The 24,111-nt window shown below is 63.3% G+C and carries 25 protein-coding genes; 6 read left to right on the top strand and 19 right to left on the bottom strand.

The features are described 5' to 3' along the window. Positions 1–23: 23 nt before the first annotated feature. The gene (locus tag PCA20602_RS09685; RefSeq protein ID WP_150721128.1) at positions 24–497 is read right to left on the bottom strand and encodes a DUF2244 domain-containing protein; all 474 of its coding nucleotides are present in this window, start codon (positions 495–497) and stop codon (positions 24–26) included. Between the two features lie 634 nt (positions 498–1,131). Between PCA20602_RS09685 and PCA20602_RS09680 the strand changes: the two genes are divergently transcribed. Continuing rightward, complete coding sequence (locus tag PCA20602_RS09680) at positions 1,132–2,013, top strand: autoinducer binding domain-containing protein (protein WP_150721015.1); 882 nt, start codon at positions 1,132–1,134, stop codon at positions 2,011–2,013. On the opposite strand, the gene PCA20602_RS09675 is transcribed toward PCA20602_RS09680, so the two are convergent. The 9 genes from PCA20602_RS09675 to PCA20602_RS09635 form a co-directional block, all read right to left on the bottom strand. Next, entirely contained in the window at positions 1,964–2,608 is a 645-nt protein-coding gene (locus PCA20602_RS09675; RefSeq protein WP_150721014.1) for a flavin reductase family protein, read from the bottom strand. The two genes, PCA20602_RS09680 and PCA20602_RS09675, sit on opposite strands and share 50 nt — an antisense overlap. A gap of 41 nt (positions 2,609–2,649) precedes the next feature. Continuing rightward, complete coding sequence (locus tag PCA20602_RS09670; protein ID WP_150721013.1) at positions 2,650–3,663, bottom strand: FAD-dependent oxidoreductase; 1,014 nt, start codon at positions 3,661–3,663, stop codon at positions 2,650–2,652. After that, a complete protein-coding gene (locus PCA20602_RS09665) occupies positions 3,660–4,964 on the bottom strand; it encodes a threonine synthase (RefSeq protein WP_174980941.1) in 1,305 nt (434 codons plus the stop codon). Before PCA20602_RS09665 ends, PCA20602_RS09670 begins: the two co-directional genes overlap by 4 nt. After that, the gene (locus PCA20602_RS09660; RefSeq protein ID WP_150721011.1) at positions 4,961–5,974 is read right to left on the bottom strand and encodes an ornithine carbamoyltransferase; all 1,014 of its coding nucleotides are present in this window, start codon (positions 5,972–5,974) and stop codon (positions 4,961–4,963) included. Before PCA20602_RS09660 ends, PCA20602_RS09665 begins: the two co-directional genes overlap by 4 nt. 213 nt (positions 5,975–6,187) lie before the next feature. Further along, positions 6,188–7,150, bottom strand: coding sequence for a diiron oxygenase (locus PCA20602_RS09655; RefSeq protein WP_150721010.1), 963 nt, complete (start codon positions 7,148–7,150; stop codon positions 6,188–6,190). Then, positions 7,143–8,621, bottom strand: a complete 1,479-nt coding sequence (locus PCA20602_RS09650) for an adenylosuccinate synthetase (RefSeq protein WP_150721009.1) — start codon at positions 8,619–8,621, stop codon at positions 7,143–7,145. The genes PCA20602_RS09655 and PCA20602_RS09650 overlap by 8 nt, the downstream gene beginning before the upstream one ends. Next, positions 8,618–9,664: a 2,3-diaminopropionate biosynthesis protein SbnB gene (gene sbnB / locus PCA20602_RS09645; protein ID WP_150721008.1), complete on the bottom strand. Its 1,047-nt coding sequence runs from the start codon at positions 9,662–9,664 to the stop codon at positions 8,618–8,620. Before sbnB ends, PCA20602_RS09650 begins: the two co-directional genes overlap by 4 nt. Beyond that, on the bottom strand, positions 9,661–10,728 hold the full coding sequence (gene sbnA / locus PCA20602_RS09640; RefSeq protein WP_246182098.1) for a 2,3-diaminopropionate biosynthesis protein SbnA: 1,068 nt from the start codon (positions 10,726–10,728) through the stop codon (positions 9,661–9,663). The genes sbnB and sbnA overlap by 4 nt, the downstream gene beginning before the upstream one ends. A 440-nt stretch (positions 10,729–11,168) precedes the next feature. Next, the gene (locus PCA20602_RS09635; RefSeq protein WP_150721006.1) at positions 11,169–12,089 is read right to left on the bottom strand and encodes a methyltransferase domain-containing protein; all 921 of its coding nucleotides are present in this window, start codon (positions 12,087–12,089) and stop codon (positions 11,169–11,171) included. A 546-nt stretch (positions 12,090–12,635) separates the two neighbouring features. Here PCA20602_RS09635 and PCA20602_RS25590 point away from each other — a divergent pair. Together PCA20602_RS25590 and trmL are read left to right on the top strand one after the other, a co-directional pair. Next, positions 12,636–13,088 carry a ComF family protein gene (locus PCA20602_RS25590; protein WP_174980939.1) on the top strand — a complete coding sequence of 151 codons (453 nt, stop codon included), beginning with the start codon at positions 12,636–12,638 and terminating at the stop codon, positions 13,086–13,088. Between the two features lie 14 nt (positions 13,089–13,102). After that, positions 13,103–13,573, top strand: coding sequence for a tRNA (uridine(34)/cytosine(34)/5-carboxymethylaminomethyluridine(34)-2'-O)-methyltransferase TrmL (gene trmL / locus PCA20602_RS09625; protein WP_150721004.1), 471 nt, complete (start codon positions 13,103–13,105; stop codon positions 13,571–13,573). On the opposite strand, the gene PCA20602_RS09620 is transcribed toward trmL, so the two are convergent. The 5 genes from PCA20602_RS09620 to PCA20602_RS09600 form a co-directional block, all read right to left on the bottom strand. Next, on the bottom strand, positions 13,555–14,085 hold the full coding sequence (locus PCA20602_RS09620) for an O-acetyl-ADP-ribose deacetylase (RefSeq protein WP_150721003.1): 531 nt from the start codon (positions 14,083–14,085) through the stop codon (positions 13,555–13,557). The genes trmL and PCA20602_RS09620 overlap by 19 nt on opposite strands. A 56-nt stretch (positions 14,086–14,141) precedes the next feature. Continuing rightward, on the bottom strand, positions 14,142–15,161 hold the full coding sequence (locus tag PCA20602_RS09615; protein ID WP_150721002.1) for an NAD(P)H-dependent glycerol-3-phosphate dehydrogenase: 1,020 nt from the start codon (positions 15,159–15,161) through the stop codon (positions 14,142–14,144). A 63-nt stretch (positions 15,162–15,224) separates the two neighbouring features. Next, positions 15,225–15,731 (bottom strand): protein-export chaperone SecB, encoded by a 507-nt coding sequence (secB, locus tag PCA20602_RS09610; protein WP_039395381.1) that lies wholly within the window; start codon positions 15,729–15,731, stop codon positions 15,225–15,227. Between the two features lie 65 nt (positions 15,732–15,796). Beyond that, complete coding sequence (gene grxC, locus PCA20602_RS09605) at positions 15,797–16,057, bottom strand: glutaredoxin 3 (protein WP_023597820.1); 261 nt, start codon at positions 16,055–16,057, stop codon at positions 15,797–15,799. Between the two features lie 17 nt (positions 16,058–16,074). Beyond that, the gene (locus tag PCA20602_RS09600; protein WP_069340369.1) at positions 16,075–16,482 is read right to left on the bottom strand and encodes a rhodanese-like domain-containing protein; all 408 of its coding nucleotides are present in this window, start codon (positions 16,480–16,482) and stop codon (positions 16,075–16,077) included. A gap of 235 nt (positions 16,483–16,717) precedes the next feature. Between PCA20602_RS09600 and gpmA the strand changes: the two genes are divergently transcribed. The 3 genes from gpmA to PCA20602_RS09585 all read left to right on the top strand — a co-directional run bounded on the left by gpmA (position 16,718) and on the right by PCA20602_RS09585 (position 20,257). Then, positions 16,718–17,464 (top strand): 2,3-diphosphoglycerate-dependent phosphoglycerate mutase, encoded by a 747-nt coding sequence (gene gpmA / locus PCA20602_RS09595; protein ID WP_150721001.1) that lies wholly within the window; start codon positions 16,718–16,720, stop codon positions 17,462–17,464. A 413-nt stretch (positions 17,465–17,877) separates the two neighbouring features. Next, positions 17,878–19,434, top strand: a complete 1,557-nt coding sequence (locus PCA20602_RS09590; protein WP_150721000.1) for a S41 family peptidase — start codon at positions 17,878–17,880, stop codon at positions 19,432–19,434. A 70-nt stretch (positions 19,435–19,504) separates the two neighbouring features. Continuing rightward, entirely contained in the window at positions 19,505–20,257 is a 753-nt protein-coding gene (locus PCA20602_RS09585) for a HesA/MoeB/ThiF family protein (RefSeq protein ID WP_069340372.1), read from the top strand. 131 nt (positions 20,258–20,388) lie between these two features. On the opposite strand, the gene ptsP is transcribed toward PCA20602_RS09585, so the two are convergent. The 4 genes from ptsP to gshB all read right to left on the bottom strand — a co-directional run bounded on the left by ptsP (position 20,389) and on the right by gshB (position 24,029). Further along, on the bottom strand, positions 20,389–22,125 hold the full coding sequence (gene ptsP, locus PCA20602_RS09580; RefSeq protein WP_150720999.1) for a phosphoenolpyruvate--protein phosphotransferase: 1,737 nt from the start codon (positions 22,123–22,125) through the stop codon (positions 20,389–20,391). A gap of 99 nt (positions 22,126–22,224) precedes the next feature. Continuing rightward, positions 22,225–22,494 (bottom strand): HPr family phosphocarrier protein, encoded by a 270-nt coding sequence (locus PCA20602_RS09575; RefSeq protein ID WP_047906779.1) that lies wholly within the window; start codon positions 22,492–22,494, stop codon positions 22,225–22,227. A 3-nt stretch (positions 22,495–22,497) separates the two neighbouring features. Beyond that, the gene (locus PCA20602_RS09570; RefSeq protein ID WP_069340374.1) at positions 22,498–22,911 is read right to left on the bottom strand and encodes a PTS sugar transporter subunit IIA; all 414 of its coding nucleotides are present in this window, start codon (positions 22,909–22,911) and stop codon (positions 22,498–22,500) included. Between the two features lie 179 nt (positions 22,912–23,090). After that, on the bottom strand, positions 23,091–24,029 hold the full coding sequence (gene gshB / locus PCA20602_RS09565) for a glutathione synthase (protein ID WP_150720998.1): 939 nt from the start codon (positions 24,027–24,029) through the stop codon (positions 23,091–23,093). Positions 24,030–24,111: the final 82 nt, after the last annotated feature.

Here is a 24,111-nt window from a genome sequence, read left to right as displayed (position 1 = left end):
GCCCGAGATCGTCTCCATCTCTCTCAGGCCTGTTGGGCAAGACAACGGCGCAGCTCGCGCGCAAACGTTTCGCGGCGATGCGGCGCAAGATAGGCACCGACGGTGACCGAGCGGCTACCCGAGCGCAAGACAATGCGCGTACGCGGCGGCTTCTCGATGTCGATGCGCACCCAGCGGGGATTGAACTCGAATTGCGTCAACCTCTGTGCTGAACGTTGCTCGACCACAAGGCTCACGGGCGACAACCGAATGACCTCGTAATCTGTGGCATGCCGGGCATGAATGACGAACGCAACGCCCACCACGAGCAAGTCCAGGCCTGTGAACGGCAAGACCAACCACCCACCGCGCCACGCCGCAATCAAGGCAACACCCAATGAAACGGCGGCCAACGACAGGTAGAACAGGACAAACTGGCGCGGCGATGTCGCGCAGTTACGCTTGTGCGTCCATTCCTTCGTCACCGATCCGGCATCGGAAGAAGAGGCTGCGAGCATCGCCGTCACCCGTGGGGCATTTTGGGTCTTTCATGTCCGACGGCCGGGAACTTGATGCGTCCGGGCCGCGACAAACTGCCGCATTATAGAACGCGCATTCTCCAAGCGACAACATTGATACCGAGTATTTGGCGCGCCATAGCATCCTCCTGAACCCATTGATGCAAAAGGGAAATCCGGTAATTCCCCTAGCGAAAAATCCCAGCGGCCGGGCAACTACGGGATACTCCCTATGCGTCGCCGGTTTGACACATTGCAACACGACGGCACTCGTTGCGGTGTCCTGAATACCCTGATCGACAACTTCGGAAATCGATGCTCTGCACTCGCTCCCGACGTCTGCACTCGCATCGCATCGCCCATCCATCGCACGATGCACTTCGCTGCGATGCGGGATTCGTCCGATATCCATCAACAGTAGACGGTGCAGCAGAATTCGCGTGCGACGTTATGTCGCGCCCTGCGTTATCGGCGAGTTCGCTGCGTTGTCGTCGTGCAGACGTCATGCCAAGCATGCGATGACGTGCGATAGCGACAGCACGGCGACGCCTTGCACTCCGACTCAGCAACCGACGATGCGCGCGCTCATGAGACACATGCTACAAGCGAAACATGTTCCCTACATCGTCATGCCATGCAAGCCACGCGCCGTCTCCCTCCTCGCTCGTTTGCCGATGGCCTGAACGCGTTATCGGCAGCCGCCGATTTCGACACGCTGCGCACGTTGCTGCCTTCGCTGTGCGGCGCGTTGCGACAGCGCTACTTCTGCTATCGCGGTCAATTTCCGTTGCCGGACGGCACCACGTCGACGCCACGTCTCGCGAATCTTCCGCCGGCCTGGCAAACGCACTACGACGCGCAACACTTCGCCGCCATCGATCCGGCACTCGTCCTGGCCGCACGTCAACTGACGCCGGTGGAGTGGAAGCCGTCGATGTATGCGTCCCCCGAAACCCGGCGACTGCTCGATGAACAACGCAAGGCGGGATTGCGCTTCGGCGTGACGTATCCGGTCTACACGCCATCCGGCGCCTTGGGAACGTTGAGCCTGTCTTCGCCCTGGCGCACACCGTCGCTGCCGCTTGCCACGCCCACGCCGCTTTCGCGTCTGCGTCAGCCTCACGCGCATGCAACGACGCACGACTGCATGCAGACGTGGATGAAGCACGCCGGCGTCGCGCTGGCCACGCACGTCCACGAAGCGGTGTGGCGCCTCGTGCAACGCGAGGCCGCACGTCGCAGTGCGCCCGTCCTCACGCCGCGCGAGCGCGAGTGCCTGAGATGGGTGGCGCGAGGCAAGACGTCGTGGGAGATCGGACGCATTCTCACTCTCTCCGAGCACGGCGTCGTCTTCCATCTGCGCAGCGTCATGCGCAAGTTCGACGTATCGAGCCGACACCATGCCGCGAAGTTGGCCAGCGATTATGGGCTGCTCGACGACGACCTCGCCCCCGCATCCCGGCCCATCACTTGCGAGCCGCCAGATCGGCCAGCGTCTTGTAGCGTGTCAACGTGAACGTGTCGCTCGCCGCGTTCACAAAGGCCCCGCCGCCGAGACGTCCCACGGGACGCAGCGCGTGCAGATCCACATGGCAGGTGACGGGATCGAGCAGGGCATCGTCGACATGTGCCGCGACGACCGTACCGAGCACCACCCATCCCCCACCCGGCGCAGCACTGATCTCGATGATGTCGCGCACGCGGCATTCATACGCGACGGCGGCCTCCTTCACGCGCGGCGGACGCACACGCGAGGACGGCACCGGCGTTACCCCCGTCAGGTCGAACTCCGACTCCCCCGCCGGCAAGGGTGCCGCCGACAGATTGACCGCGTCGATACATGAAGTGCTGGCCACGTTCACGACGAACTCCGGCACCACTTCGATGTTGCGCAACGTGTCCTTTTTACGCTTCGGCGGCGGCGGCACGACTGGACAGAACAGCACGGTCATCGGCACACAGCACACGCCCATGAAGTAGGCATATGGGGCGAGATTCGATTGCCCCTGATCATCGACGGTACTCACCCACGCAATCGGGCGCGGCAGGATCGTGCTCATCATGAAGTTGTAAATGCTCGCTTCGTCGAGTGTCGACGGGTCCAGTTCCATCGGTTCTCCCTGTGTTCCTGCGTCTGGTTTCCTGCGTCTGCTTATGTCCGTGCCCCGTCGCTGCCTGCGGATGTTCGTGGCGCATCGGCAGACGTCATACCGGCCAGCCGCAGGACATCGTTCGCACACCCCCACGACAACGTGAAGCCACCGCCGCCATGACCGTAGTTGTGGAACAGCCCCGGATGCTGATCGTCACGCGCGACACGCGGCACATGACGCATCGGACGAAATCCGATACGCGCGTCGATCACCTGCAACGCCGCAACGCCCTCGCATAGCCCGGTGCAGCGACGCACGATGTCTTCGATCTGATGCGCCCCGATCACCGTGGACGTCAGCCCCGGATCGGCGGTACCGCCCAACACGATGTCGTCGCATCGCGGCACGATGTAGGTGGGTGCCGCAGGATCCGAGTCATCGATGAAGCATCCACGCACAGCATCGTCACGGCGGGCACGCAGGACGATGGCGCGCGACAACGATAAGGCGTCGTCACCGAACTGACGGCTGCCGTAGCCGCAGCAGTTCACGACGATGTCCGCCTCGCCGAGTTGCCTCGTCACATCGTCGACGCGACGCTGGACGTAATTGCCGCCCAGCTCGAGGAACATGTGCATCAGGTATCGAAGGTAAGTCCCCGTATCGGCCACCGGTACGTCCATCCGGTAAGCGCAGGCGAAGCGCGCCGGCACGTCGTCATCCGGCAACCGCTTGAGATCCCTCGCGCAATCGGCCCACCACGGCGCGCCGGCGTCGTGACGGAAATACTCGGTCAGCGATCGCATGCCGACGCCCGACGCCTTATCCGTCGACAGCCGCTGCATCGTCTCGTAGGTATGTCGAGCTCGGGCCAGATAGACAAGATCGGGCGCCTGGTAGAACGGATGCCAGATCGCGGCCGCTAACGCCGATGTCGTCTGCGCCGGGCCCTCCGCCGCGTGAATGGTGACGCGACACCCCGCGAGGGACATGGCGACGGCGGTCGTCAATCCGCTGACGCCCGCACCGACGACGATGACGTGCTCACGTCCGTCCGGCACGACGTGTCTCATGTGCGCTCCCTCGGGTCGTTGGCATGTCGTTCAGCAGGCGGACGCTCCGGCACCCGCGCGACGCCCCCCGTCACCGGCTGCGCGCTGACGCTGTCGAAGCCCTGCGGCGATTTCATCCCGCTCCCCGTGCCGAGCAACACGACACGTGCCCCGACCTTGATGCGCCCCGTTGCGAGGCACGCATGCAGCGCCGCATATCCCGCGGCGGTCGAGGGTTCGAACCATAGACCGAAGCGTTGCGCGAGCGAACGCGACGCCTCGACGATGCGGGCATCCTCCAGCGCGATGCATGCGCCACGTGTGACGCGCAACGCCTGCAGCGCCGCAAAGTGGTCTCTGGGACGACTCACCGACAGACTGTCCGCCACGGTATCGGGCGTCACGGCCGTCGGCGCTTCAGGCAGCGCACAAGTCTCATCGTTCTCCCGCCAGTCTTGCGAGATGCTGTTCGAGCTGCTGGCCTGCGCGGCCAGCAATCGCGGCACCGCGGACGTGATTCCCAACGCGTAGAGATCGAGAAAACCCGCAGCGATGCCGGACAGGATGTTGCCGTCACCCGTTGGCACGACGACCCAATCGGGGACGTGCCAGTCGAAAGCCTCGGCAATCTCGAACGCACAGGTTTTCTTGCCTTCTCGCGTGAACGGATTGAATCCGGTGTTGCGGCAACACACGCGAGCATCGGCGGCCAGCCGCTCGGCGACTTCCACGGCATCGTCGTAAGTGCCATCGACCTCAAGCAGCCGGGCGCCGTAAGCACGAATCTGTGCCAGTTTGACTCGCGGCGTATTGACCGGCACGACCACCGTCGCCTCCATGCCTTGCGACGCCGCGATGCACGCCAGCGAGGCCCCCGCGTTGCCGGTGGACGCCGTCACGGCTTGCGCGCACCCCGCCCGTCTCGCCACGGCGAGCACCAGTTCGGTGGCTCGATCCTTGAGCGAACCGCTTGGGTTTCGCGAGTCGTCCTTGACCCAGAGCCGAACCCCACCGCCGGCATGGCTGCTGCCACCTCTGCCCCCGTCATCCTCGCCGCAGTCGACCATCGGCGTTCCACCGACCCGCAAACGGCTTCCCCAACTCGCTTCGACCGGCAGGAGCGCGGCGTATCGCCACATCCCGTGCGTTTGACTCGCACGAAATGCGTCGACGATGTCGGCAGCAGAAATCGAGTCCGTATCCGTCTTGCGTTCCACGCGAAGGTTCTGCCCGCAGACTTCGCAGCGATAACGAATCGCTCCCCAGTCCTGCGGCGTGGCACATCGCACGCAGGCGTACCGATACGAGAACGGCGGCGTCACGCGAGACACCCCGGATTCAATAGATGCGCCATCACGGCGTTTTGGGCGTGGAGTCGATTCGCCGCCTGCTGGAACACCCATGACGATGCCCCCTCCACCACATCGTCGGACACCTCCTGCCCGCGATCCACCGGCATACAATGAAGATATCCGGCACCCGGTGCGGCAAGGCGCATCACGTCTGCATCGATGCACCAGTCTCGATGCCGCTCGAACGCATCACACATCGCGGCTTCGTCAACGGCGTCACCGTGACGTTTCGGCAAATGATCGAGACTGCACCACGACTTGGCATAGACGGCATGCGCATCGGCGACTCCATCGCGCAAATCATGTGTCACCCGAATACGGGCGCCAGTCTGCGCAGCAAATTGTTCCGCCGCCATCATCACCTGCGGGTCGAGCGCAAACGACGTGGGATGCGCCAGCGTCACATCCATGCCGGTTTTGACAGCCGCCAGCAACAGACTCTGCGGCACGGCTACGGGCTTATGCCAACTCCCCGAATAGGCCCAACTGATACACAGACGCCGCCCCGTCAGCCCCCCTAATTGCTCCCGTAACGTCATCGCGTCGGCAAGCGCCTGACATGGGTGAAAGCGATCGCACTCCATGTTGATGATCGGCACCTGACTCGATTCGGCAAAAGCTTCGAGATGTCGATGCGCTGCACCGTAGACCCATCCGGCGGGCGCGCCGTACATACGTATGGCTATCGCATCGCCGTATGACGACAACACGCGCGCCACGTCGGCCACCCGTTCCGTCGTGTACGGAATTTCCGCGTCCGGGAGCGCGGGCGTGTAGATGCCATTGTGCGGATCGAGCACGATGGCATTTCCGCCCAGTCTGGCCAACCCCGTCTGAAAGCTGCTGCGTGTGCGCAGCGACGCGTTGTAGAAGAGGAAGTAGATCGTCCTGTTCCGAAGCGCGCCCTCGGTATGCAGCGGATATCGACGCTTGAAAGCGAGCGCCGCGCCGATCAATGCGCGGTAGTCCGGCGCGCTCATCGTCAAATCGGGGGCAAGCCAATGGCAAGTCACACATCCCTCCTGATCGTTTGCATCGATACACTGGCGACGACGTCCCGCTCACGGCGCCGCCTCTCGTGCCGCGTTGCGTCGTCTGCGATGTCGTCTCGCCCGCGAGTGGGCGCTTTCCAAAGCGTGTCTCCAGGCGATATTCACGAGCATCGCGACGCGACGAAAGAACACGCCGCGTCCTCAAGGCGGCCGCCAGCGACTCGCGTGCTGCGCAAACCGTTCGGCACACGACAGTCCCAGGCGCTCGAACAGTCGTCGAGGCACCAGCGCCGCCTCCATCATCTGGACCCCGACCGCCAGCGGGTCGATGCTTTCGCGTAACACCTGATCGGCATCGGACGCGCTCAGCCCCACCTCGCACAAATGCGCTTGCCATGCTGGCAGCTCGGGCGAAAGAAAGGCCAACAACAACTCGGGGATCAGTTCGTCGAGCACCCTCCGTTCGTCACGAGATAGCGACGGCACCCACGCCTCGCCGAACCGCACGAACGCCGCCTGATGACGCATCTCATCTGCACCATGCTCAGCGAGCAACGTACGCACCGGGGGATAGATCGCGTTACCCGCACCGGCCTGACGCAACGTGCCGGTAATCAACGTCTCCGTCACCATGGCTGCGGCCACGAGGGCGACGCCACGATGCTTCCACGGCACCGCCTCACACAGCGCCAGCACCTGCATCACGCTCCGCGATGGCCGAAGCATGAGCGCGCAGCCCGTCGCGCGAAGCAACTGCACCCGAAACCGCGCCATCATCCAGGTGTGAAAACCTTCATCGGTATAGATCGCCAGCAAATCGTCGCGGCTTACGGACGCCATTCCCGGCACATCAAGCATCCGCTCGATGGCCCGGTTGACGATATGCAACTCGACACGTTCCGTCTTGTTCAGATAGTCCTCGAGACGCAACGCGCTCAGCCGCTGCCGCGTTGCCTGTCCTCGCTCACAGACCTTTGGATGCGTGGCGTAGGGCATGAGCGACACGTTGAAGAACAGATGCCCCGGCAGCAATGGCGGAAACGGCGCCTCGGCCGTAGCGCGCGTGACGGCCGCGACCTCCCGCCACGACCTGCGTGTCTCGTGCGCGCCGCCACGATCCGGAACATGGGGAGGCGCGTCCCTGTTGATCGGCATGTCAGTCATGGGGGCTGAGCGTCGCGACTGGCTTCGGTGAATGCTCCGCCAGCGATACGAGGCTCGCTCGCTCCGGACCGAGCCCCAGCCCTGCCAATGGCGCGCCGATGTGTCGTTCGATAAAGTCGATGAAGCTGTTCATCACGGCATCCACTTTCCCCTCACGCCCGAGGGTCAGCGACTGCTCGGTCAAACCCGGATAAATCAGGATGTCCGGCATGACGTCGCCGGAGACGACATCACGATGCAAACGCATCGGCACCCCCTGGTAGGCGGAGTGCAGGTAATGGGCCAGACAATCCACCTTGTTGAGGTAAACACAATCGACGGCATGCATCTTGATGACGTCTCTCAACTGCGCAAGATCCAGCATGCCGATACGACGCGGTCGACCGGTTCCTGTACCGTACTCACCGGTCAGCATTCGCAATGCGGTTCCCACGTCGAACGGATCATTCGAACGCAGCAGTTTGTCCGGAGAGAAGCGCGACGCCTCCTCGGACTTACCGGTCTTCGACTGCGAAGCGTCGTGACAGTACTGCGCCGAACGTTCCCCTCCAAGCTCCGACGGAAACGGCCCACGTCCCACGCGCGACATGATGGCTTTGGCCACACCGATGGTTCGCCGGTGGTACTTGGGCGAGAGATCTCCGCCGACATACGCGTAGGCCGGTACCGTATGACTCGACGTGACGAAGGGCTGACTGCCATCGACCACATCGAGCAGCACGGACTGCGCACCTTCGAACAACACCTTTGCTCCAGCCTTGACACGCGTCGTGAGCCACGCGCGGTCCGGTTCGACGTAAGCCCGCAGCTGTTTTGCCACGCCCGGCAAACCCAGCAGCAGGTCCGACATCTCGGCGACCCACGGCGACGTGCCGCCATCCGCATTGATCATGCGAGTGAATATTTCCCGCATCGCCACCACGGTATCCGCCTCGTTGCCCAGCAGGTCACCGAGCATCAGGTTGACGCGTGTGTCGTTGCGCACGCGCAAGGCGCGATCTGCATAGCAAGGTCCGATACCGTTTCCCGTCGTACCGATCGTCTCACTGCCACGCCGGTCCATCGCAATGTGATGTGGCTGCACCAGCGCTGCACGCGCACTGATTCGCAGACGCCCCTCGAGCGAGATGCCCATCTGCCGCAATTGCTCGATCTCATCGGCCAGCTTCCACGGATTGATAGCGCATCCCGACCCGATGTACAGCATGGCGTGCGGATGAAAGACCCCCGACGGGAGTTGCTTGAGCGCAATGCGCCCCTGCGGCGTATCGATGGTGTGTCCGGCGTTTGCCCCGCCGTTAAAGCGAGCGATCACGTCATACCCCGGGGCGAGGGTATCGATAATCTTCGCCTTGCCTTCATCGCCGTATTGCAGCCCGACGAGGACGTCGGCGAAGCCATCGGTGACAGGCGAATTCGAATCGCAGGAAGACGTGGAGGAGCAGGAAGGGGGAAGGAAAGCTGTGGTCATGCGCGTTGCAAATCAAAGTAAAAACGAGGAACAGGTGCCTGCCGGTCAGCGAGGCGTTCATAGACCCAACGCCCGACGGCGATATCGAGAATGCCGAGTCCAAAGGGTGAAAAGACAATGGGCCGATCACGGGTGGGCACTTCTCCTCCGCACAGCAGATGCGGCAGCGAGGTCGTGACGAAGCGCCGGTGCCCGGTGGCGACTTCCGTGAGATGCAGCGATGTCATCGCCCGCAGGCAGTGGTCGATGTCGTCGACGACGTTGCAGGACGCCTGCACGATCGACGGCGCGAGGTCGCGCAGCGACAAATGCAACACGACCGGGCAGTGCGAGAACCACTCGGGGTCGTGCAGATGGGGAGACGCCGCCGTGGTGGCGAACACGATCACGTCCGATTGCCGGATGGCATGCTCCAACGACGTTTCGATACGCGTTTCGAGACCGACCTGCGTTGCGATCCGGGTGGCAAGTGCTTGCGCGTACCCGGCATTCAGGTCGTGGACCACAACCTCTGCGATCGGCAGTTCGGCGAGCGGCAAACATGCGGCGACGTGACGTGCAATCACACCGGCGCCGATAAACGCCACACGGCGCTCGCGAGCCGCGTCGCCTCGCGTGAGACACCTCAGCGCGCTAACCGCGCTGGCGGCAGTGCGTGCCGCACTGATGATGCTCGCTTCCATACACGCCATCGGATAACCGGTGGCGACATCGTTAAGAATCAGCACAGCGGAAGCTCGCGGCACACCCCGTTCGATGTTCCCGGGGAAACTCGATATCCACTTGATGCCCGTGATCGCTTCGCTTTCATCGCCGTCGTCGCTCTTATCGCCTTGAATATGTGCAGGCAAGGCGATGATGCGGTTGCGCTGCGCCTGCGGGAATCGCAGAAACTGACTCTCCGGATTGACGGTGCGTCCGGCGTGGTGCGCGCGATACGCGGCTTCGACGGTAGCGAGGATGGCACGCTTGCCGTCGCGAACGGCTGCGTCGATCTGCTCACCCGTAAATACGCGAAATTGCGGTGTCGGAAGTGCGTTCATGACAGCGCGGGCGAAACCGTTTCAACGTCGTACGATGGCACGTCGGGTGACGCCGACGCCTTGTCGAATCCCTCGACACAGGAAGCTACCCAGTCCGGGTCGTAGATCGTGTCGAGGTATTTGTCTCCCATATCCGGTGCGATGGCCACGACCGTGTCGCTCGCGGCAATCTCTGCCGAAGACACCTGTACCGCGCGCAACACGCTGCCTGTGGACCCGCCGATAAGCAACCCGCGTTGTGCCAGCGTGCGGCACATCCGCACCGTGTCGGCCTCGGGGACATAGACGATCGCATCGGGAGATTCGGCGTCCGGCGGCTCACACAGCGGCGGACGGCAACTGGTGCCGAGACCGGGAATACGACGCAGCCCCGGCGAGCCACCGAAGGTGACCGAGCCTTGCGCATCCACGGCGACGACCCGGGTCGGCAAGCGATGCGCGCGTACGTAATGCAGACATCCCAGCAAGGTGCCCGTCGTGCCGGCGCCGACGAAAAGATGATCGACGTCGGGATATGCCGAGAAGATCTCCGGTGCCGTCCATCGAAAATGCGCTCGCCAATTGGCCGGATTCGCGTATTGATTGACCCAGACACAACGCGGGTCTCGCGCGACCTGCTCCCGAATCCATGCGATACGCGTCGCGAGATATCCGCCCTGTGCATCGCGGCGATCGACGCGTACGACGCGAGCCCCTGCGGCCTGCATGGTTCGCACCGCCTGTCGCGATGTATTCGGGTCGGTCACACAAGTAAAGCGATAGCCGCGATTGGCACATACCAACGCGAGCGCCACGCCGAGATTTCCCGACGACGATTCGAGAATGCAAGTGTCCGCACGAATCCGATGCGTCGCTTCGAGATCGTCGATCAATTGGAGCGCCGTCTTGAGCTTGATCGACCCCGCCGCGTTCAGCCCCTCCATCTTGAGAGACACCGATGCGGCGCAAAGACCTTCGATCGTGGTGAATACCGGGACCGTCGGGCGCAGGAACTCTGCATCGACACGCAGGTTCGGTAAGTCGCGCAGACGATCGCTTCGCGCAACTTCGATTGACTGTGGCACGGCCGACGTTTCGTGCTGATCACCCACTCCCCACCTCCCGAGAATTCGCCCAGCGGCGACACGATGACGCGGATGATGTGGATTGCGCAGACCTCGTGATGAGAGGCATCCCCCCTCGCATCGATACTGCATCGATACTGCATCGATACCGCATCGATACCGCATCGATCTCACATTCGTCCCGCGTTCATGCACGCCGTGAAGCCATATTTAAGCGAAGCAGCGGCGCGCGGAATACCTGCATGGTCGTGTAGGACGCAGGCTGCGGCTATGCGACGACAGGCATCGAACAGCCATGTCCAGCCGCCGTACAGCGGCTGACATGTGGGGAAAACGGGCAACAGGAAAGCCGACGTAGAAAAAGAAATCGGCGGAAATTCCGCCGATTTCGTCACCGTCATCCTTGCGACGACGGGGGTTCCGGGCGGCTGATGCGCGGCTTAGCGAGGCCTGCCGCCGCGACCGATGTCCTGAAGACGCACGACGGCATTACCGGCGGCATCGGTCTTTTCGGGAATCTTCCAGGCGTGGCCGTAGACCAGTTCAAACGTCAGCGCGATGGTGCCATCGCTGCCACGCTGACGCTCCAACGCCTCACGCAGCGCCGCAATTCGCGCCCGCCCGGTGAGGCCGTGGCGACGTTCCGGCTGGGGATTCACGCCCAGCAGCCGCACGTCACGCAGCAGTGTGTCGGGCGATTCGAACGTGAGCGTGAGCCGTTCCATGTCGGTCACCGGGGTATCGAATCCGCTCGCCACCATCATGTCGCCCAGATCGTGCATATCCGTGGGCTCAAGCGCATGCGCAACGTCATCGACTTCCGCCCACGCAGCACGCAACTCACGCAGCGTATCGGGACCGTAGGCCGAAAACATCAACAAACCATCGGTACTTAATACGCGGTGCCACTCGGGAATGACGCGATGCGGTTCGCGGTACCAGTGCAATGCGAGGTTCGACCAGACGAGATCAAACGAGCGTGAGGCAAACGGCAGCGCCGAGAAATCGGCCTGCACCACGCCGTAGGGTGGCGTACTGCGTAACAGGCGTCGCCAGCCGGTGGCCGCGCCCGCCGATGCGGCGGCCTTCGCCATGGCATAGGAGGCGTCCAGCCCTACGCGATACGCGTCGGGATAGCGCTCGCCGAAGTTCAACAGATCGCCGCCCGTGCCACAACCGGCATCCAGCACCCGCCGAGGCTTGAGCTTGATGTAATCGAGTCGGCTCGCCAGTCGCGACGCCACCTCGCGCATCAGGAAATCGGCGTCCTGCCAGTTCGGGGCGCGACGATCGAATGCGGTGCGCAAAAAGCGTGCGGAGAACGCGGGGGACGGGTTTTGGGGAGCGTCGGAAGGCTTCATGGGACAGGCGAAAAGGCGAGTCGGCAGTATACTCGCTGCTGTCGGAATGCATCGGACACGGCCAAACGGCCACCCCACGTGCCTCGATGCCATATGAACGCGACCGATGGGGTTCACGAGGCAGAGGGAATCATTCCCCGTCCGCCCGTCCTCCGGTCACCTCTCAGCCAAGCCCTTACGCTCACCGCCGTGCCCATGCCCCCTTTCCCCTTCATGACGCCAGCCAGGCTCGCGAGCGGATTGTTGCGCATCGCGCTACCGGATCACTGCGCCATTTGCCGGCGACGGGCGTCGAGGCAAATCTGCGAGGCGTGCGCGGTTGCCTTCGACGCTGCGCGTCCCGGTGCTTCGACGCGTTGCTACCGGTGCGCCATTGCATTGCCGCGGCCGACGTTGTGCCCGGAGGGAACGGCCGGGCTCGCCCCGGAAAATGCGACAATTTGTCGCACCCCGACCACCATCCTGTGCGGCCCTTGTCTGCGACACCCGCCAGCGTTCGATGCGACGCTGACGCTCGCAGACTACGTGCCACCGCTCGATACTTTGATGATTCGTCTGAAATACCGCGGTGCTCTGCCGTTAGCGCGCGAATTCGGCGAGCGCCTTGGCGACGTTCTGGCGAGCCACGATCACGGCGGCGAGGCGCCATTGTTGGTGCCCGTGCCACTGGCACCTTCCCGGCTCGCGTCGCGCGGGTTCAATCAGGCGTGGGAGCTCGCTCGTGTGGCCTCACGCCGGGCGCGTCTGTCTGCGAGTACGCAAATGCTGCACAGAGACCGTACGACTGCCGCTCAGCGACGGCTTTCCCGCGACGAACGGCGGCGCAATCTGCGTGACGTATTCGTCGCTGACGCGCGTGTTCACGCCCGCCGTATCGTCCTGATCGACGACGTCATGACCACCGGGGCGACCTGCGATGCCGCCGCGGCCGCCCTCAAGCGTGCAGGCGCAGCCCACGTCCTCGCCGCGGTCGTACTGCGCACGCCGCCCACTCATTAACTTGCCCAACGCTCATGTTCAACGTCGTTCTCGTCAGCCCCGAAATTCCGCCGAACACCGGCAACGTGATTCGCCTGTGCGCCAACACGGGCGCACGCCTGCACCTGATCGAGCCGCTCGGCTTTCCGCTCGACGACGCACGCATGCGCCGCGCGGGTCTCGACTATCACGAGTACGCAGAGATGAAGGTGCATCGGGACTGGGCCGCGTTTCTGGCGGCGGAGTCGCCCGATCCCACACGCATGTTCGCGTTGACCACGCGCGGTTCGCGTCCGTTCGGTCAGTTGTCGTTCGCACCCGGGGACTGGTTCGTCTTCGGCTCGGAGACGCGAGGCCTCGACCCGGCATTGCTCGACACTTTCGAAACGACACAGCGCGTGCGACTGCCGATGCGTCCCGGCAACCGCAGTCTCAACCTCTCGAATACGGTCGCCGTGGTGGTGTTCGAGGCATGGCGTCAGCAAGACTACGCCGGCGGGTCCTGACTCGCGAGTTCGCGTTGGTATGCCGCGTACATCGCCGCATCGAAACATACGAACTCCACGTGTTCGATGCCAGGGAAATGCGGTAGCGCGTCGCGCACGGTGAATACGGCAAGCGGCACGGCGAGCTCTGCCGGATAGCCATAAACGCCGCAGCTGATGGCCGGGAACGCGACACGTCGGCATCCATTCGCTGCGGCCAGACGCAGGCTCTCCCGGTAGCAACTGGCCAGCAATGCCGGCTCGTCATGCGCGCCGCCGTGCCAGACTGGGCCGACCGTGTGAATGACGAATTTGGCTTTCAGGCGAAATCCGGGCGTGATCTTCGCCTGCCCGGTGCGGCAACCCTGGAGTTTTCGGCAAGCTTCGAGGAGTTCTGGGCCAGCAGCCCGATGGATCGCACCTTCGACGCCGCCACCGCCGAGCAGCGATTCGTTCGCGGCGTTGACGATGGCATCGACCGTGGATTGCGTGATATCGCCCTGGGAGGCGTGAAGACGGACAACTTGCGACATGGGTAGGACTCCCTTGTTGCGAGTGTCGACGGCAGGACACCGTCGTCTGAGAAAGATCAGCCCTGAGTCGAGTCGTCCTCGCGCTCGGCGCGGGCATCGCGTCGCAGCAGCGCCTCGACGGCCGCGCGGGCAGGCAGCCCGTCGAACAGCGTCGCGCATACGGCATCGGTAATCGGCATCTCGACGCCATGGGCGCGCGCCAGATCGCGTACCGCACGGGCACATCTTACGCCCTCGGCAACGTGGCCCAGCGATGCGAGTACTTCGTCGAGCGACTTGCCCGACGCCAACTGCAACCCGACCGTCCGGTTACGCGACAGATCGCCGGTCGCCGTCAGAATCAGATCACCCAGACCGGCCAGACCCATGAACGTCTCAGGCTTGCCACCCAAGGCCACGCCCAGACGCGTCATCTCGGCCAGACCGCGCGTCACCAGCGCGGCACGCGCATTCAACCCGAGACCCAGGCCGTCGCTCACACCGGTGGCAATCGCCAGTACGTTCTTTACGGCGCCACCGACTTCGACGCCAACGAGATCGTCGCTCGAGTAGATGCGTAGCGCGCCGAAGTGACAGGCCGCAATCGTCAGATCGCACAGGGACGGTACGGCGCTCGCAATCGTCAATGCCGCAGGCAGACCCTGCGCCACTTCGCGCGCGAAGCTCGGCCCGGACAACGAACCGCCGGCCACCGCCGGGAAGACCTCGGCAACGATCTGATGCGGCAACAGGCCGGTATCCGCCTCGAAACCCTTGCAAAGCCAGATCAGGTTCTGCGGCGCATTGGGCGCCTGCGCCATGTGCCCTGCCAGCGCACGCAGACCCGCAACGGGTACGGCAGCCACACACAAGGCGTGCTCACCCGAGCCGTGCGCCATCGCCGTCGCGAAGTCGGATTCGAATCGCAGACGGGGGGACAACGGGGAGCCGGGGAGATAAGCGGAATTCTCGTGAGAGGCGGCCAATTGCGCCACGAGCGCAGCATCGCGCGCCCACAGGACAACGTCATGGCGTGCGGCCATGTGACTCGCCATCGCGGTGCCCCAGGCACCTGCGCCGAATACGGCAATCTTCATGACGGGGACCTCGACGCCATCGCCGGCTCGGAGCCGGCCACGGCGTCGATGAAGCGCAAGCGCTTAGTGAGTCTGAGCGGACGAGCCGTCGGGCATCACGATGCCCGGGGCCGGCGTCTCGCCGTTGGCGGCTTGTTGCTCGGCCAGTTGTGCCAGACGTTGCTCGTAGAGCGCCTGGAAATTCACTTCCGCCAGATGGATCGGCTGGAAGCCGGCACGGCTGATCGTGTCGGCCACGTTCGCACGCAGATACGGGTAGACGATCGTCGGGCAGGCAATGCCGATGAGCGGGTCGAGCTGCTCGACCGGCACGTTACGGATTTCAAAGATGCCCGCTTGCTTGCCTTCGACCAGGAAAGCGACCTTGTCCTTGATCTTGGCCGTCACGGTGGCGATCACGGCGACTTCGAAGATTTCTTCGGCCAGGCGCTCTGCCGCCACGTCCAACTGCACTTCAACGGTCGGCATCTCCTGCTCGAGGAAGATCGCGGGCGAATTCGGCTGCTCGAGCGACAGATCTTTCAGGTAAGCGCGCTGGATGCTGAAAAACGGCTGATTCTGGTCGGACATTTCGTTTCCTTGGAATGAAGACAGCCGCGCAGTCACGCGGCTGGGCGCCTATTTTGCAGGCGGTATCAGGCAGCTTGCAAGAGCGGCACGAGTCCACCGGCACGATCGAGCGCCGAAAGATCGTCGTAACCGCCAATATGACGCTCGTCGATGTAAATTTGCGGTACGGTGCGACGCCCCGTACGCGTCATCATTTCTTCGCGGCGGGCGGGTTCCTTGTCGATCAGGATCTTCTCGATTTCCTGAACCCCACGCTGGCGCAGCAGACGTTCCGCCATCTGGCAGTACGGGCACACTTGCGTGCTATACATCACGATCTTCGGCATGACTTGCAACTCCTGGATTACTTGACGACCGGCAGGCCGGCTTCCTGCCAGGCGGCGACACCGCCCTGGAGGCTGAACGACTCAGCATAACCAAGATTGCGAAGCAGCGTCTGAGCGCGCGCCGAACGCTGACCGCTCTTGCACACGATAAGTACCGGGGCAGCCTTATTCTTGATGATGCCCGCGACCTTTTGTTCGACGTCGTCGAGCGGCACGTTGCGCGCGGATGGCAGGTGGCCGGTGGCAAATTCTTCTGCCGTACGGACATCGAGCACCACGGCGCCCTTGCGGTTAATGAGCTGGGTCGCTTCCATGGTCGACAGACCGCGACCGCCGCGCTTGAATACCGGCCAGGCCAGCATGCCGCCCGAAACGAGGGCGATGGCGATCAGCGCAAGGTTGGTGTAATCGGCAAAGAACTTCACAAACCACCTGAAAATAATCAAAAGAATCCGATCATTATAAAATATTCCGTGATTGCGCCGACGGGTGTCGTTGCCAATCGTTGCGCCGGACGTCGGCTGCGGCTTTTTTCGAGCGCCGAACGTCTCCGGGAACGCCATGCCAAACCCTTACCGGGCCTGGCGGCGGCCGGTGCGACGACCCGCCCTCGCCCCCTGTCGGCTGCCCCCGCTTTCCTACTCTGACTGAAGTTTGCTCATGTACAAGCTCGTTCTTATCCGCCACGGCGAATCGACGTGGAACAAAGAAAACCGGTTCACCGGCTGGGTCGACGTCGACCTGACCGAAAAGGGCGTTGCCGAAGCCGCTCAGGCCGGCAAGCTGCTCTCCGACGCCGGTTTCAAATTCGATCTCGCCTACACCTCGGTGCTCAAGCGGGCCATCCGCACGCTGTGGCACGTGCAGGACGCCATGGACCAGATGTGGATCCCGGTGGTGCATAGCTGGCGTCTCAACGAGCGTCACTACGGTGCGCTCGCCGGCCTGAACAAGGCCGAGACGGCCGCGAAGTATGGCGACGATCAGGTCCACGTGTGGCGTCGCAGCTACGATACGCCGCCGCCCCCGCTGGCCGAGAACGACGAACGCAGTTCGTTCAACGACCCGCGCTACGCCAAGCTCAAGCGCGAAGAAATCCCGCTCACCGAGTGCCTGAAGGACACGGTGGCGCGCGTGCTGCCGCTGTGGAACGAGTCGATCGCGCCGGCCGTGCGCGCCGGCAAGCAAGTGCTCGTGGCCGCCCACGGCAACTCGCTGCGTGCGCTCATCAAGCACCTCGACAATATTTCGGACGACGATATCGCCGGCCTGAACATCCCGAACGGCACGCCGCTCGTGTATGAACTGGACGCCGAGCTGAAGCCGATCCGTCACTACTACCTCGGCGATCAGGAAAAGATTGCCGGCGCACTGGCCGCTGTCGCCGCGCAAGGCAAGTCGAAGTAAGCATCGTGCAAGGTCCGCGACGACGGCGCCCCGAGCGGGTCGTCGCACCTGACAGCCACGCCATCTTCCCGCCATCCACGTCGAGCGCCCCGGGAAACTCCCTATGCGTTGCCATGCCCGCCCCGCGCGGCGTAATACGCGGTAACACGCTCCCCACCCTGCCGGCGGCTTTCGCCTGAGACTTTCCGAAACCTCGCAAGCCGCGTCCCGACGGCCAATGCCGCGCACTATCGGGCGACGTTCGCCGAAATTCGCGTCACAACGTCGCATTGAATGGAACTTTTCGTAGAACCACTCAGGAAAACTACCTGTCGAATGGGCAATGTCCCGCCTGCGGGCAAACGGTTATACTTCGCCAAAGTGCGCGCGCCCATTGGGGTGCGCCCCAAAATTCCGGGAAATTCCACGCCTATATGCGCCAAACCCTCAAACACATCGGCCTGATCGTGCTGGGCCTTGCGACCGGTGCGGCAGCCACCCTCGCGTTCTCTCAGGCTTCCGCACAAAGCGCTACCACACCGTTGCCGCTCGAACAGCTTCGTCTGCTCGCCGAAGTGTTCGGTCAGATCAAGCGCGAATACGTGCAGCCGGTCGACGACAAGAAGTTGCTGACCGCAGCCATCAAGGGCATGGTGTCGAGCCTCGATCCGCACTCGTCGTACCTCGACAAGGACGAATACAAGGAACTGCAGGAGCAGACGCGCGGCCGCTTCGCAGGTCTCGGCATCGAGATCTCGCAGGAAGACGGTCTCGTGAAGGTGATCTCCCCCATCGAAGACAGCCCGGCGTTCAAGGCCGGCCTGAAGCCGGGCGACCTGATCACCCGCATCGACGACAAGCCCGTACGCGGCATGACGCTCGACCAGGCGGTCAAGCGCATGCGTGGCGCCCCGGGCAGCAAGGTCACGCTGACGATCTTCCGCAAGTCGGAAGAACGCACGTTCCCGGTCTCCATCGTGCGTGCCGAGATTCGCGTGCAGAGCATCAAGGGCAAGATCCTGGAACCGGGTATCGGCTACGTCCGTATCACGAGCTTCCAGGAACGCACCGTGCCGGATCTGGCCAAGAAGCTCCAGGAACTGGCCAAGGACCAGCCGCTCAAGGGGCTGATCCTCGACCTGCGTAACAACGGCGGCGGCATTCTCCAGTCGGCCGTCGGCGTGTCCGCCGCGTTCCTGAAGGAAGGCGCCGTGGTCGTGTCGACCAACGGTCAGATCGAAGACGCCAAGAAAACGTACGATGCCACCTTCGACAACTACCGTCTGTCGGCCAGCCCGGAAGATCCGCTCAAGGGTGAAGCGCCGTTCTGGAAGACGGTGCCGATGGTCGTGCTGGTGAACGCTTACTCGGCGTCGGCTTCGGAAATCGTGGCAGGCGCACTGCAAGACTCGAAGCGCGCCACGATCATGGGCAAGACGACGTTCGGCAAGGGCTCGGTGCAGACCGTGCGCCAACTGTCGCCGGATACCGCGCTGCGTCTGACCACGGCGTACTACTACACGCCGAGCGGCCGCTCGATCCAGTCCATCGGTATCAAGCCGGACGTGCCGGTCGACCAGAATCCGAAGGGCGATCCGGACGACGTGCTGGTGACGCGCGAAATCGATTATCAGAACCACCTGCACAACACGCAAACGCCTGACGAGCAGAAGGAAATCGACGCCCGCGAAGCCCGCCGCCTGGAAGAACTGCGCCGCCTCGAAGAAGAGAACGCGAAGAAGACGCCGGAAGAGCGCAAGAAGGAACGCGAAGAACGCCTGCCGGATCTGGGCAGCGCCGACGACTTCATGCTCCAGCAGGCGGTGCACCAGATCAAGGGCGAGCCGGTCCAGCGCACGAAGTCGCGTCTGGAAGCGAACGCCGGCCCGCTGCCGAAGGACGCTTCCAAGGCCGCAACGCCCGCCGCTGGCGCCAAGACGGATCCGAAGACGGACACCGTCGTACCGGCCAAGCCGACGGACAAGAAGTAAGCATCCGCTTTACACTACAAACCGTGCCCGCGAAAGCCGGCACGGTTTTTTTATCCCTTTGCGTGTTGCGATGAACGACGATCAGTTGCTGCGTTACTCCCGCCATATCCTGCTCGACGAACTCGGTATCGAGGGACAGGAGCGTCTGCTCGCCGCGCATGCGGTCATCGTCGGCGCCGGCGGTCTCGGCTCACCGGCAGCGCTTTATCTGGCGGCGTCCGGCGTCGGACGCCTCACGCTGATCGATGACGATGTCGTCGATCTGACCAACCTGCAACGCCAGATCCTTCACGACACCCAAAGTGTGGGCCAGCCCAAGGTGGAATCCGGGCGGGCGCGCATTGCACAGATCAATCCGGGCGTGGTTGTCGACGTCATCAACGAGCGTGTGGACGAAGCCCGGCTCACGGCGATCGCGCGCGACGCCACGGTTGTGCTCGACGGCTCGGATAACTTCGCCACACGTCACGCGGTCAATCGTGCCTGCGTGGCGGCTGGCGTGCCGCTCGTCTCCGGCGCCGCCCTGCGCTTCGACGGACAGATCAGCGTGTTCGACGTGCGTAACGACGCGTCGCCCTGCTATGAATGCATCTTCCCCGCCGACGAGCCGTTCCCCGAACAGGCATGCGCCACGATGGGCGTTCTGGCACCGCTCGTGGGCATCATCGGCAGCATGCAGGCCGCCGAGGCGATCAAGCTGATTACCGGCGTCGGCACGCCGCTCGTGGGGCGTCTCCAGATGCTCGACGGGCGCAAGATGAGTTGGCACACCATGCACTGTGCCCGCAATCCGGAGTGCAAAGTCTGCGGACAGCGCCACTGACGGCATGGGAAATGGCCGACGATGCGCTCGGCAGCCCCCCAAATTTCGATCACAAAAAAAGCGGACGGCCCTGTAAAGGACCGTCCGCTTCTCGTTTCGCGTAACGCGAAAGCCAGCTTTCCGCTTCTCGGTCAGGCCACCGCCAAACGGGCCAGCGCCGCCTGCATTTCTTCCGGTTCGGTCGCCGCGAGCAGCTCCTGCACCGGGCGCTCCAGATCCGGCAGGTGCGCCCGCAGGATCTCCTGCTTGACCTGAAGCAACTGGCTCGGGTGCATCGAAAACTCGCGCAGCCCCATGCCGAGCAGCAGACGGGTCGCCGTCGGATCCCCCGCCATCTCTCCGCAAACCGCGACCGGCACACCGAATGCGTGCGCCTCGCGAATCGTCATGGCGATCAGACGAAGGACCGCCGGATGCAGCGGGTCGTACAGATGCGCCACAGCGTTATCCGCACGATCGATCGCCAGCGTGTACTGGATCAGGTCGTTCGTGCCGATGGACAGGAAGTCGAGCCGTTTGAGGAACATCGGCACCGTGAGCGCAGCGGCGGGCACTTCGATCATCGCCCCAAGCTTGACGTTCGGGTCGTAGAGCAGACCCGCAGCATCGAGCTGCGCCTTGGCCTCACGCACGAGTTCGAGCGTCTGATCGATTTCCTGCGCATGCGCGATCATCGGGAACAGAATCTGCACCTTGCCGAACGCCGACGCCCGCAGAATCGCCCGCAGTTGCGTCAGGAACATACGCGGCTCGGACAGGCTCCAGCGAATAGCACGCAGTCCCAACGCCGGATTCGGCGCGGTCTCGTACGTCTCGTGACTGTCGAGCGGCTTGTCAGCCCCCACGTCGATGGTCCGGATTGTGAGCGGCAAGCCCTGCATCGATTCGACCGCGCGCTTGTAGGCCTCGAACTGGGCCTCTTCCTCGGGCGCTTCCTCCTCGTTCATGAAGAGGAATTCCGTGCGGAACAGCCCCACGCCGACAGCACCGGCCGCCACCGCGGTCTTGGCGTCTTCCGGCAGTTCGATGTTGGCGAGCAACTCGATGTGCGTACCGTCAATGGTCTGCGCAGGCGAATGCTTCAGGCGCTGCAAACGACGCTCTTCCAGCGCACGCTCGCTTTGCCGGTAGCTGTACTCTTCGAGCACGATCGGCGCGGGATCGACGATGACGATGCCGTGATCGCCGTCGATGATGATCACGTCGTCCTGCTTGATGAGCAGGCTGGCCTGCGCGACGCCGACCGCCGCCGGAATACCCAGGCTGCGGGCGACAATGGCCGTGTGCGACGTCTTGCCGCCGAGGTCCGTGACGAAGCCCTTGAACGTCTGCGACTTGAATTGCAGCATGTCGGCGGGCGCGATGTCGCGGGCCACGACGATCATGTCGTCGCGCGGCGTCTCGTCCACCACATGGCGGATACCGGGGGCACCGGCGAGCGCCTTGAGCACGCGCTCGGTCACCTGTTCGATGTCCGCACGGCGCTCGCGCAGGTATTCGTCTTCGATGTCTTCGAAACGCGCAACGAGAACGTCGAGCTGCGTCGTGAGCGCCCATTCCGCGTTGTAGCGACGCTCGCGAATGAGCTTGACCACGGCATCGACGAGCAGCGTGTCGTTGAGGATCAGGGAGTGAACGTCGAGAAACGCGCCCATCTCGCCCGGGGCGTCGTCCGGCAACTCCGCTTTGAGCGTGTCGAGTTCTTGCTGGACGGTTGCCTGGGCGCTTTCGAAGCGCGCGACCTCATCGTCGATCTGGCTGGGATCGAGCAGATAGTGCGGGACATCGAGCGTGGCGGGCGCGAGCAGATACGCGCGTCCGATCGCGATGCCCCGGGAAACGGGAATGCCGTGCAGGGTGAAAGACAAGGAAGTCTCCCCAGTTCAGAGGCGGGTGATTCGACCGAAATCTGTGTGTTCTGTCTTCGGCGACAGTGCGCGGGGGTGCGGCGAAAACACGGCCGGGCGTTACTCTCCTTCGCCGAACTTGTTCGCGATCAGGTCGAGAATTTCCTGCATGGCCTGCGCTTCGTCCGAGCCTTCGGTCTCGACTTCGACCTTCGAGCCGATCCCCGCCGCCAGCATCATGACGCCCATGATGCTCTTCGCATTGATACGCCGACCGTTACGGGTCAGCCAGACCTCACTCTGAAATTTCGCCGCCAGTTGCGTCAGCTTTGCGGATGCCCGGGCGTGCAAGCCCAATTTATTTACGATCGTCGTTTCTTGTCGAAGCATGTTTCAGTGTGACGTAGTGTGTGTGGCCGGCGCACCCGCGCCGACTTCCAGAATACCTTTAGATCCGCCCGAAAGCACCTTCTCCGCCAGCGTGTCGAGCGGCACCGAGCGATAGCACACCGCCTTGATGAGCATCGACAGGTTCACCCCTGCGAGCACACGCACTTTCGGTCCTACCAGTTGCGCCGCCACGTTCGACGGCGTCGCCCCGAACAGATCGGTCAGGACCAGCACGCCGTTCTCTTCGCGCAGTTGCGCGAGGCGTTCTTTGGCGACGTCTACGAGCGCCGCGGTGTCCTGGTCAGGGACAACGTCGATCGCGCTGATGCGCGACGGACAACCGCCGTAGATATGCGAAACGCACTCGCGAAGTGCCGAAGCCAGCGGTGCGTGGGCAATGATCAGAATTCCAGCCATGATGCTAGGCGCGCCGGGCGCCGCGAGTGTTCGGGATACAAACACAACGACGAACGCGAACCTGTCGATTTTGGGATTCTTATTTTAGCAGGCGCGCCAAAATCCCGAATTAATCCTGAAATTTCATCAGGTTAGGGGCCGCTACCAACGGGATTACCGCCGCGCGACCCCAATGTCCGTCAGACGGCCAGTTCCAGCGCGTCGATGAACATCTTCGGCACGTCGAAACCGGTTTGATCCGTGATTTCCTGGAAGCACGTCGGACTCGTGACGTTCACTTCCGTAAGGTAATCGCCAATCACGTCCAACCCCACAAGCAGCAAGCCGCGTTGCCAGAGGACCGGCGCCAGCGACTCTGCGATCTCACGATCGCGCGCCGACAGATCGCGCGCCTCGCCGAGGCCACCTGCTGCGAGGTTGCCGCGCACTTCGTTGCCCTGCGGGATACGCGCGAGCGAATGCGGCACCACTTTGCCGCCGATCACGAGCACGCGCTTGTCACCCAGCTTGATGTCGGGAATGAAGCGTTGCGCCATCACCGAACGGGCGCCGTTCTCGCCGAGCATCTCGATGACGGCGCCGAGGTTGCGGCCGTCCGGGCCGATGCGGAACACGCCCGTACCGCCCATGCCGTCGAGCGGCTTGTAGATCACGTCGCCATGTTCGGCGTGGAAGGCGCGCAGACGCCCTGCATCGCGCGTCACCAGCGTCGGCGCCACGAACTGCCGGAATTCGGCGATCGCCAGCTTTTCGGAATGGTCACGAATCGCGCTCGGTTTGTTGAACACGCGCGCGCCGGCACGTTCAGCGATCTCCAGCAGCCACGTGGAGTTGATGTACTCCATGTCGAACGGCGGGTCCTTGCGCATGAGCACGGCGTCGAATTCGGTCAGCGCGGCAACGCGCGTCTCCACGACTTCGTACCAGGCGTCGGCATCGCCCGTCAGACGAATTTCCTTCACACGCGCATCGACCGTCGCGCCTTGCCACGCCATCTCGTGCGGCTCGCATGCAAAGATGCGGTGCCCGCGACGCGCACCTTCGCGCATCATCGAGAACGTGGTGTCCTTGTAGATCTTGAATTGGTCGAGCGGGTCGGCGATAAAGAGAATCTGCATCGATCGGCGGGAGTCTTGGGGGTTCGGATGCACACACCGCAAGCTGCGGCGACAGGCATCTATTCTAGCCGAGCCGTCGTTT

Origin of the sequence: Pandoraea capi, from assembly GCF_902459735.1 — a bacterium.
GTDB classification, from domain to species: domain Bacteria; phylum Pseudomonadota; class Gammaproteobacteria; order Burkholderiales; family Burkholderiaceae; genus Pandoraea; species Pandoraea capi.
This window is presented reverse-complemented; position numbering and strand designations above follow the sequence as displayed.

Excerpts from the sequence above, each read along its gene's own strand:
- PCA20602_RS09685 (WP_150721128.1), bottom strand. The coding sequence starts at position 497 with ATGCTCGCAGCCTCTTCTTCCGATGCCGGATCGGTGACGAAGGAATGG.
- PCA20602_RS09680 (WP_150721015.1), top strand. The coding sequence starts at position 1,132 with ATGCAAGCCACGCGCCGTCTCCCTCCTCGCTCGTTTGCCGATGGCCTG.
- PCA20602_RS09675 (WP_150721014.1), bottom strand. The coding sequence starts at position 2,608 with ATGGAACTGGACCCGTCGACACTCGACGAAGCGAGCATTTACAACTTC.
- PCA20602_RS09670 (WP_150721013.1), bottom strand. The coding sequence starts at position 3,663 with ATGAGACACGTCGTGCCGGACGGACGTGAGCACGTCATCGTCGTCGGT.
- PCA20602_RS09660 (WP_150721011.1), bottom strand. The coding sequence starts at position 5,974 with ATGAGCGCGCCGGACTACCGCGCATTGATCGGCGCGGCGCTCGCTTTC.
- PCA20602_RS09655 (WP_150721010.1), bottom strand. The coding sequence starts at position 7,150 with ATGACTGACATGCCGATCAACAGGGACGCGCCTCCCCATGTTCCGGAT.
- PCA20602_RS09650 (WP_150721009.1), bottom strand. The coding sequence starts at position 8,621 with ATGACCACAGCTTTCCTTCCCCCTTCCTGCTCCTCCACGTCTTCCTGC.
- sbnB (WP_150721008.1), bottom strand. The coding sequence starts at position 9,664 with ATGAACGCACTTCCGACACCGCAATTTCGCGTATTTACGGGTGAGCAG.
- PCA20602_RS09635 (WP_150721006.1), bottom strand. The coding sequence starts at position 12,089 with ATGAAGCCTTCCGACGCTCCCCAAAACCCGTCCCCCGCGTTCTCCGCA.
- PCA20602_RS25590 (WP_174980939.1), top strand. The coding sequence starts at position 12,636 with ATGATTCGTCTGAAATACCGCGGTGCTCTGCCGTTAGCGCGCGAATTC.
- trmL (WP_150721004.1), top strand. The coding sequence starts at position 13,103 with ATGTTCAACGTCGTTCTCGTCAGCCCCGAAATTCCGCCGAACACCGGC.
- PCA20602_RS09620 (WP_150721003.1), bottom strand. The coding sequence starts at position 14,085 with ATGTCGCAAGTTGTCCGTCTTCACGCCTCCCAGGGCGATATCACGCAA.
- PCA20602_RS09615 (WP_150721002.1), bottom strand. The coding sequence starts at position 15,161 with ATGAAGATTGCCGTATTCGGCGCAGGTGCCTGGGGCACCGCGATGGCG.
- secB (WP_039395381.1), bottom strand. The coding sequence starts at position 15,731 with ATGTCCGACCAGAATCAGCCGTTTTTCAGCATCCAGCGCGCTTACCTG.
- grxC (WP_023597820.1), bottom strand. The coding sequence starts at position 16,057 with ATGCCGAAGATCGTGATGTATAGCACGCAAGTGTGCCCGTACTGCCAG.
- gpmA (WP_150721001.1), top strand. The coding sequence starts at position 16,718 with ATGTACAAGCTCGTTCTTATCCGCCACGGCGAATCGACGTGGAACAAA.
- PCA20602_RS09590 (WP_150721000.1), top strand. The coding sequence starts at position 17,878 with ATGCGCCAAACCCTCAAACACATCGGCCTGATCGTGCTGGGCCTTGCG.
- PCA20602_RS09585 (WP_069340372.1), top strand. The coding sequence starts at position 19,505 with ATGAACGACGATCAGTTGCTGCGTTACTCCCGCCATATCCTGCTCGAC.
- PCA20602_RS09575 (WP_047906779.1), bottom strand. The coding sequence starts at position 22,494 with ATGCTTCGACAAGAAACGACGATCGTAAATAAATTGGGCTTGCACGCC.
- PCA20602_RS09570 (WP_069340374.1), bottom strand. The coding sequence starts at position 22,911 with ATGGCTGGAATTCTGATCATTGCCCACGCACCGCTGGCTTCGGCACTT.
- gshB (WP_150720998.1), bottom strand. The coding sequence starts at position 24,029 with ATGCAGATTCTCTTTATCGCCGACCCGCTCGACCAATTCAAGATCTAC.